Below are 5,677 nucleotides of genomic sequence, written 5' to 3' on the forward strand. Positions count from 1 at the left end.
CCGAAGGGCTGGCGGCCGGCGTGGTGCAGCCGATTCCCGCCATCATCATCATGCGGGCCTTTGCGCCGCATGAGCAGGGGCGTGCCAGCGGCATCTTCGGCATGGGAGTGGTGCTGGCGCCGGCCATCGGCCCCAGCATAGGTGGCGTGCTGGTTGACCTGTTCGGCTGGCGTTCGATTTTTTTCATGGTCGTGCCTTTTTGCCTGGCCTCGCTGTGGATGGCTTACCGTTACGTGCCGGTCACCGCGCCGGGTGGCGTGGCACCGAACCGCCAGGGCGCCACGCTGGACTGGCGCGGCCTGTTGCTGGGCGGCGCGGGCACGCTGTGCCTGCTCAACGGCATGGTGGCCCTGCACGGCGGTGCGCCGCTTGAGGCCGCACTGCTGCTGGGCGGCGCGGCACTGGCGCTGCTGGGGTTTGTGGTGTGGCAGCGCCGTATGGCCAGCACCGGCCGGGAGCCGCTGATGAACCTGGCGCTGTTTGGCTTCCGGCCTTTCGCCATGGGCAGCATCGTGGCCTTCATCTATGGCACGGCGCTGTTCGGCTCCACCTATCTGCTGCCGGTCTACATGCAGCTGGGCCTGGGTCTGTCGGCCTCGTATGTGGGCTCCATCCTGCTGCCCGCCGGCTTTGTACTGGCCATCACGATTGCGCTGGTGGGCCGGCTGGCCGACCGCCACCCTACCTACCTGCTGGTGAGCATCGGGCTGACGCTACTGGCGCTGTCGTTTGCATTGATGCTGACGGTGACGCTGCAAAGCGCCGTCTGGCTACTGGTGCTCTGGGCCATCCTGGGGCGCATCGGCCTGGGCTTCATCCTGCCTTCGCTCAACCTCGGCTCGCTACGGGCGCTGGACCACAGCCTGATTTCCCAGGGCTCCAGCGCCATCAATTTCGTGCGCATGCTGGGCGGCGCCATTGGCGTGAGCCTGTGCGGCATTGTGCTGGAATGGCGGCTGGCGGCGCATGGTGATTCGCTGACCCAGGCCGCCACCAGCCCGGCGCGGCTGGCTGCGTTCAACGAGTCCTTCATGATGCTGGCGGCGTTGTGTGCGCTGGCGTTGGTCGCAGCCTGGCGCCTGCGTGAAGTTCCTGCCACCCAAAAAGGAAGCTGAAAGATGTGCCAACTCCTCGGCATGAATTGCAACACGCCGACTGACGTGACCTTCAGCTTCAGCGGTTTTGCGCAGCGCGGCGGCAACACAGGTGAACACACGGATGGCTGGGGCATCGCCTTTTTTGAAGGCAACGGTGGCGTCAGCATTGACGGAAATGAGTGCAACGACAAGGGCCTGCGCCATTTTGTCGACCACCAGTCGGCCTGCGAATCACCCGTGGCCGAACTGATACGCCGCTACCCGATCAAAAGCCGCAACGTGATTGCCCATATCCGCAAGGCCACCCAGGGCCGTGTGGCGCTGGAGAATTGCCACCCCTTTGTGCGTGAGCTGTGGGGCCGCTACTGGGTGTTTGCACACAATGGCGACCTCAAGGATTTCTCACCGCGCCTGCACGGCAGCTTCCGGCCGGTGGGCTCAACCGACAGCGAACGCGCGTTTTGCTGGATCATGCAGGAGCTGGCCAAGTCGCATGCCGGCGTGCCCAGCGTGGAGGAGTTGACCCTGACCCTGCGCGAACTGGCAGCGCAGATCGCGCCGCACGGCACCTTCAACTTCCTGCTGGGCAACGGGCAGGCTTTGTGGGCGCATGCCTCCACCAGCCTCTATTACGTGGAACGCAGACACCCGTTCGCCCACGCCACGCTCAGCGACGAAGACCTGAGCGTCAATTTTGCCGAACACACGCAGCCGACCGACCGCGTTGCGGTGGTGGTGACGGCACCGCTGACGACCAACGAGAACTGGGTGGCCTTTGCGCCGGGTGAACTCAAGGTGTTTGCCGGCGGCGCGCTGCACACCTGATTCGCTATAAAAACAGGAGCTGCTTGCGTCCGCCGGAAAAGGGCTACAGCCTCTTTTTATACTTAAACGGCAGCCTCAAGTGCGTCGATGAACATCGCAGCCACATCAAACCCGGTCTGGTCGAAGATTTCCTGGAAGCAGGTCGGGCTGGTGACGTTGATCTCGGTCACACAGTCGCCGATCACGTCCACGCCGGCCAGCAGCAGGCCACGGCTTTGCAAAACAGGGCCGAGCGTTTCAGCAATCTCGCGGTCGCGCGCCGACAGCGGCAGCGCCACGCCCAAGCCGCCGGCCGCCAGGTTGCCGCGTACTTCGCTGCCCTGGGGAATACGCGCCAGGCTGTGCGGCACGCACTTGCCGCCGATGATCAGCACGCGTTTGTCGCCCTTGACAATCTCAGGCAGAAATTTCTGCACCATCAGGCTTTGCGCGCCATGGCGGTTCAGCGTTTCGGTGATGGAGCCCAGGTTCAAGCCGTCCGGCCCGACGCGGAAAATACCCATGCCGCCCATGCCGTCCAGCGGCTTGAGGATGATGTCGCGGTGCTCGGCATGGAAACGCTTGATGTCCTCGGGGTTGCGTGTCACCAGCGTGGGGCCGATGAACTGAGGGAACTCCATGATGGCGAGTTTTTCCGGGTGATCGCGCAGGGCGCGCGGCTTGTTGAACACCTTTGCACCTTCGCGCTCTGCCTGCTCCAGCAGGTGCGTGGCGTAAAAATACTCGCTGTCAAAAGGCGGGTCCTTGCGCATGAGGACAGCGTCAAATTCCTTCAGCGCGGCCTGCCGGGTGCCGCGCTCGCTGAACCAATCTTTCGCGTCGCCAGTCAGCGTGATGTCGCGCACATGAGCCATCACGGGCGAGCCGCGCTGCCACATCAGGTCCTGCTGCTCGCAGGCGCTGATCACATGGCCGCGGCGCTGGGCCTCGCGCATCATGGCGAAGGTGGTGTCCTTGTAGGTCTTGAAGGAGGCCAGAGGGTCGGCAACAAAAAGAATGTTCATGAACGGGGTCAATCAGTAAAAGGGCTGGGGGGCCACTCAGGCAGCACGCTGGCGGTATTGTTGTACAAATAGCGCGAGCGCGCCGGCCACCACGCCCCAGAAGGCCGAGCCGATGCCGGCAATGGCCACACCCGACAGCGTGACCAGAAAAGTGATAAGCGCCGCTTCCCGATGCGACTCGTCGCGCACCGCCTGCGCCAGGCCGCTGCCAATCGTGCCCAGCAGCGCCAGCCCGGCAATCGCCACCACCAGCTCTTTGGGGAAAGCCGTGAGCAGGCCGGTGACTGCCGCGCCAAAGATACCAATCACCACGTAAATGGCGCCGCAGGCCACGGCCGCGGTGTAACGCTTGCGCGGGTCTTCATGCGCCTCGGGTCCCATGCAGATGGCGGCCGTGATGGCGCTGAGGCCCATCGCAAAAGCGCCAAAGGGCGCCAGCACCAGGGTGACCAGACCGGTCAGGGTGATGACCTTGGACACCGGAATGCCACCGTCCGGCGCGTGGGGGCCGTAACCCGCGGCGCGAATGGCCGCAACGCCGGGAAGGTTTTGCGAAGCCATGGTGACCACGAAAAGCGGCAGCGCCAGGCTCACCACCGCAGCCAGCGTGAACTGCGGTGCAACAAGCACCGGCAACGCAAAAGAGAAGTTCATGGCCGTCCAGGCCATCTCGCCGCGCGCGGCCACGAAGACGATGGCACCAAACAATGTGAGCACCACCGCATAACGCGGCATGAAGCGTTTGCCCAGCAGGTAAATCGCCAGCATCAGCAGCACCAGCGGCAAGGCGGTCTGCGCCGCGGCAAAAGCCTGCAGACCAAAACGTGCCAGAACACCGGCCAGCAAGGCTGACGCAATAGCCATGGGAATCCGGTTCATGACTTTTTCAAACCAGCCGGTCACGCCAAACAGCGCGATCAGCCCGGCGCTGACCATGAAAGCCGCCACCGCCTCGCCCATCGAAAAACCACCCGCCAGCCCCGCCGTCGCCAGCACCGCCGCGCCCGGCGTGGACCAGGCCACCATGACCGGCTTTTTCAGCCACAGCGAAGGAATGACCGAACACAAGCCCATGCCCCAACCCAGCGCCCACATCCACGAGCTGATCTGTTCCGGAGTGGCGTTGAAGGCCTGTGCGGCCTGAAAAACGATGGCGACCGAACTCGTGAAGCCGACGAGGACGGCGACGAAGCCTGCCGTGAATGCGGAGAGGTTGATGTCTCTGAAAAAGTGCATTTGAGGGATTCTGGCAGGGTTGTACTTCGGGTGTTGGTGGCAGCAGTTAAACCTCCTCCGCGGGAAATCAACCCAATCCCGGAGCACATAATCACACGTTACGAGCCCAACTCCCTATCAGCGGAACGCCATATGCCCATACCCACATACGACAGCTTGTTCAACCCTCTTCTTCAAGCAATGCATAACCTCGGAGGTTCTGCATCGATCGCTGAACAAGAAGACGAGGTGGCGGGGATTCTCAAATTAAAAGATGCTGAGATCGCGGAGATCCATAGAGGAAACCGAACCAAGCTCAGCTATCGGCTAGCTTGGGCTCGAAATTACCTCAAGCGCTACGGGATACTGGACAACTCAGCAAGAGGCGTATGGGCTCTCACGACGGAAGGTCAAAAACTTCAACAACTCGACAAGCTCGACGTAAAGAAGAAGGTCCAGGCACTGAGTCATGTATCCGGAGAACGCGAGGACGAAGGAAAAATTCAACCAGCTTCTCTTGAGCCGAAAGAAGTGGATTGGGAGGACCAACTGCTTCAGGTAGTAAAGAAAATGGCCCCCGACGCCTTTGAACGCCTGTGTCAGCGTTTGCTTCGAGAATCCGGATTTATACAGGTCGAAGTTACCGGTAAAACGAGTGATGGCGGTATTGATGGCAAAGGGGTTGTACGTGTAGGCGGACTTCTCTCGTTCCATGTCATCTTCCAATGCAAGCGCTACCAAGGAAGTGTTTCCTCCCCAACTGTTCGCGATTTTCGCGGTGCGATGGTAGGGCGCGCAGATAAAGGGCTACTGATAACGACCGGAACGTTCACAAAGGATGCCCGTTTGGAGGCACAACGAGATGGCGCACCGCCCATAGACCTGATCGATGGGGAAGCACTCGCTGAGAAACTTAAAGAGTTGCGAATCGGCGTGCACGTCAAGGAAAAAATTGTGGAGGAAGTGGTGATTGACGAAAGCTACTTTCAAGGTATTTAACGTTCATCCAGGCGATGATTCGCTCAAACAAAATACCGAAGTTCGTGGACGATGACGCGCGATGCGCGTCATGTCTCCCCGTGTCCGTACCCGCATCCGGTCCCGCCTTCATCCCCCACCCTTCTGTATGCGCCGCGGAGCGCAGGGCCAGACGGATCAGGGCGAGCGATTGTCTGAGCGTAGCGAGTTCGAGCTCGACCCCGGCTGGACCGAGCACCGCAGGCTGCCCGCAGCGAAGCGGAGGGACGCAGGCAGCAGGGTCGCCTTTTTCTTTGCTTACTTTCTTTTTGGCGACGCAAAAAGAAAGTAAGTTGCCGCCGGGCAACCCCCGGCCAGCTGGCACACCACAACAACCAGAGCAACACCAGCAGTCAGCAAACATGGATCCCGGATCAAGTCCGGAATGACAAGCATGAGGAAGGTTTGGCTATGAATTTCATAGCTGCTTGCGCCCAAATTCATTGGACTGCAGCCACAAAACATGGCGGATTCAAGTACAAAGTGCAACAAATGGAAGTGTAATCGGCTGCATTTTCA

General features: G+C 61.0%; 5 protein-coding genes. 3 read left to right on the forward strand and 2 right to left on the reverse strand.

Annotation, left to right across the window (positions count from 1 at the left end; translation table 11 throughout):
* Positions 1-1,115: MFS transporter (locus tag ABI660_RS22740; protein WP_348072420.1), on the forward strand; the 1,115-nt coding region annotated here is incomplete at its 5' end.
* Positions 1,116-1,118: 3 nt separating this feature from the next.
* Entirely contained in the window at positions 1,119-1,922 is an 804-nt protein-coding gene (locus tag ABI660_RS22745) for a class II glutamine amidotransferase (protein ID WP_348072422.1), read from the forward strand.
* 62 nt (positions 1,923-1,984) lie between these two features.
* Here the strand turns inward: ABI660_RS22745 and gshB are convergent, their stop codons facing one another.
* Both gshB and ABI660_RS22755 read right to left on the reverse strand, forming a co-directional pair.
* Entirely contained in the window at positions 1,985-2,926 is a 942-nt protein-coding gene (gshB, locus tag ABI660_RS22750) for a glutathione synthase (RefSeq protein WP_348072424.1), read from the reverse strand.
* A 36-nt stretch (positions 2,927-2,962) separates the two neighbouring features.
* On the reverse strand, positions 2,963-4,162 hold the full coding sequence (locus ABI660_RS22755) for a benzoate/H(+) symporter BenE family transporter (protein WP_348072426.1): 1,200 nt from the start codon (positions 4,160-4,162) through the stop codon (positions 2,963-2,965).
* Between the two features lie 132 nt (positions 4,163-4,294).
* On the opposite strand from ABI660_RS22755, the gene ABI660_RS22760 reads away from it, so the two are divergent.
* A complete protein-coding gene (locus tag ABI660_RS22760; RefSeq protein WP_348072428.1) occupies positions 4,295-5,140 on the forward strand; it encodes a restriction endonuclease in 846 nt (281 codons plus the stop codon).
* The last annotated feature ends 537 nt before the right edge of the window (positions 5,141-5,677 follow it).

It is taken from the genome of Polaromonas sp. (assembly GCF_039930745.1).
Lineage (GTDB): Bacteria > Pseudomonadota > Gammaproteobacteria > Burkholderiales > Burkholderiaceae_C > Polaromonas.

Bases quoted from the DNA above. Each gene is read 5' to 3' on its own strand.
- ABI660_RS22745 (WP_348072422.1), top strand. From the start codon at position 1,119: ATGTGCCAACTCCTCGGCATGAATTGCAACACGCCGACTGACGTGACC.
- gshB (WP_348072424.1), bottom strand. From the start codon at position 2,926: ATGAACATTCTTTTTGTTGCCGACCCTCTGGCCTCCTTCAAGACCTAC.
- ABI660_RS22755 (WP_348072426.1), bottom strand. From the start codon at position 4,162: ATGCACTTTTTCAGAGACATCAACCTCTCCGCATTCACGGCAGGCTTC.
- ABI660_RS22760 (WP_348072428.1), top strand. From the start codon at position 4,295: ATGCCCATACCCACATACGACAGCTTGTTCAACCCTCTTCTTCAAGCA.